This is a genomic window from Bradyrhizobium liaoningense (genome assembly GCF_018130785.1).
GTDB lineage: Bacteria > Pseudomonadota > Alphaproteobacteria > Rhizobiales > Xanthobacteraceae > Bradyrhizobium > Bradyrhizobium liaoningense_A.
Map to the genome: position 1 here is coordinate 1 of NZ_JAFCJT010000058.1, position 2,478 is coordinate 2,478.

General features: G+C 59.7%; 2 protein-coding genes. One reads left to right on the forward strand and one right to left on the reverse strand.

Annotated features, from left to right (window positions below; genetic code table 11):
- Positions 1–235: 235 nt before the first annotated feature.
- Positions 236–1,054 carry an alpha/beta fold hydrolase gene (locus tag JQ627_RS38830; protein WP_212489590.1) on the reverse strand — a complete coding sequence of 273 codons (819 nt, stop codon included), beginning with the start codon at positions 1,052–1,054 and terminating at the stop codon, positions 236–238.
- Between the two features lie 351 nt (positions 1,055–1,405).
- On the opposite strand from JQ627_RS38830, the gene JQ627_RS38835 reads away from it, so the two are divergent.
- Positions 1,406–2,329, forward strand: coding sequence for a LysR substrate-binding domain-containing protein (locus JQ627_RS38835; RefSeq protein WP_212489591.1), 924 nt, complete (start codon positions 1,406–1,408; stop codon positions 2,327–2,329).
- Positions 2,330–2,478: the final 149 nt, after the last annotated feature.

Genomic DNA, 2,478 nt, shown 5'->3' on the forward strand with positions numbered 1-2,478 from the left:
GCTCATGCTTTGCGCATTGCGTAGCGTAGGAGTTGCGTTGAGAGCGTTAGGGGCGGCGGATCAAAGCCGGTCGGCCTGACCGAATGGCCGAAAGACATCCGTCGGTTACAGCCGACTTTTGCAACAAAATCGGCCAAAAGCGGCTGTCGCCTACCGTCTCCTGAACTGGAAGGAGAGGCCGCCTTGCAAGCGGCATCTCCTTCGCGCGGGAAACGATGATGGATGAGAGATGTCGTCAAGACCTGATGAACGAGAGCAGATCGGGGTTGAGGACATCCGCATGCGTGGTTAGCATGCCATGGGGGTAGCCGGGATAGGTCTTCAGCGACCCGTTCTTAAGCAGCTCGACCGCACGCGGCACTGAACTTGCGAACGGGACGACTTGATCAGCCTCGCCATGCATCACGAGCACCGGCACGGTGATCTTCTTGAGGTCTTCGGTGTAATCTTCAAGCCAGGAGTCGACGGTTGCGTAATGAGCGAGGGCGCCGCCGGCCATCCCTTGGCGCCACCAGTTCGCAATGACCGCCTCGGAAGGCTTTGCCCCATCTCGGTTGTAGCCGTAGAACGGATTCTCAGGGACGAAACGGTAGAACTCCGACCGGTTGCCCAGCACGCCCGCCCGAATCGCTTCGAACCACTCCGGCGGCTGACCGGATGGGTTGCCCTCGCTCCGGTACATGTTCGGCGTCAGTGAAGCGACCAGCGCCGCCTTCGCGACGCGCTCCTGGTGGCGAGCGACATAGCGAGCCACCTCGCCGCCACCTGTAGAGTGGCCGATGTGGATCGCGTCGCGCAAGTTGAGGTGTTCTGTCAGGGCCGCGAGGTCGGCAACCCAGTGGTCCATGTCGTTGCCATTGCTGGGCTGGTCGGATCGGCCGTGGCCGCGCCGGTCGTGGGCGATCACGCGGTAGCCGTGACGAAGGAAGAATGTCATTTGGGCATCCCAGTCGTCCGCTGTCAGCGGCCAACCGTGGCTGAAAACGATTGGCTGACCTGATCCCCAATCCTTGTAGAAGATACTTACGCCATCTGTCGTGGTGATCGTGGGCATCGAGAGCTCCATTGAATTTATTGAAAGGTTTGTGGACGGGGTCTAAGAAAGGCAAACGCGCCCAAAAGCTGATCAGGCCACAGATCGCGGCTCCTGGCTTTCCAAAAGACCCGATGTTCAGCGGCCGCGCCTCACTGCAGAATTGTTGAGGCCGTACTGAATTGCGATCACGCCGTGCCTACCGGCCTGGAGTGCTGAGATCACTTTTTTGAAGACGATCGAGCCTTCGGCAAAGCGTTGTTCGTTGTCCTTTTTTTCTTGGTTGAAGACTGCGAAACGGTAAATCCCTCTTTGGCTCCTGACCAAGACCTTGTAGGCTTCAAGCTATGCCTGGAAGATATACGAGGGATCATGGAGCTCCGGCACCTGCGCTATTTCGTTGCCGTCGCTGAAGAAGGCAGCCTGCTGAACGCCGCCGAGCGGCGACTGAACACCTCCCAGCCGTCGCTGAGCCGGCAAATTCGCGATCTGGAAGCCGAAGTCGGCGTTCAGCTATTGGAGCGCCAGGCGCGCGGCGTAGCGCTGACCGCCGCCGGACGCGTATTTCTCGATCATGCGCGCCTGGCGTTGCTGCAAGTCGAGGCCGCAACGGAAGGGGCCCGGCAGACGGCGCAACCGCAAAGGCCCGTACTCTCGATGGGCTTTCTCGTCGGGCTGGAGGTGATGTGGCTCCCCCAGCTGCTGCGCATCCTCCGCGAGGAAGCCCCCGATGTCGAAGTCACGCTCAGCACGCAGTCGTCACCAGAACTGGCGCTCGCGTTGGTGCGAGGAAAATTGGACATCGCTTTCCTTCGTCCCGAGAAGGACAACGAGGGCGTCGTCTTCAAGATATTGGCGAAGGAGCCCTTGATTGCCGTGCTGCCGACCGAACACCGCCTAGCATCACGGAAGAAGATTCGTCCGCAGGATCTCGCCCGCGAGATCTATGTCAGCTCGGCAAGAACATCGCCGGTCTTGCAGGATGTCATACACAACTACGCATCCCGGGTGGGCATTACCCTCAAGCCGAAGTATGAAGGCGAAAATATATCATCGGCCATGTCGCTCGTCGCCTCCACGGGCGGAATAAGCCTCGTCCCGCTCTATGCGCAGAATATGCTTGCACCGAACGTCGTCGCCAGAGCGCTCGAGGGCGGCACTCCAACGGTCGATTTGGCCTTGGGATACAATCAGGCAAATCCGTCGCCCTTGCTGCGTCGGCTTTTGTCCCGCACGGATGAATTGGTCGCGAACGTCCAGAACCAGAGCATCATCCGATACGTTGAAGCTCCGTAGCCGGCGGTACCAGGCGTCCGCTGTACGGTCACAAGCAGTCCTTGACGGCGGGCACTCGTGAGGTCTGCTTTGGGTCTTGGCCGTGTAAAAACGGCCTTACTGGGCCGTCAGTCTTGAAGCCAAAACTGAGCCGACCTCAGGCCACGATC

Excerpts from the sequence above, each read along its gene's own strand:
- JQ627_RS38830 (WP_212489590.1), bottom strand. The coding sequence starts at position 1,054 with ATGCCCACGATCACCACGACAGATGGCGTAAGTATCTTCTACAAGGAT.
- JQ627_RS38835 (WP_212489591.1), top strand. The coding sequence starts at position 1,406 with ATGGAGCTCCGGCACCTGCGCTATTTCGTTGCCGTCGCTGAAGAAGGC.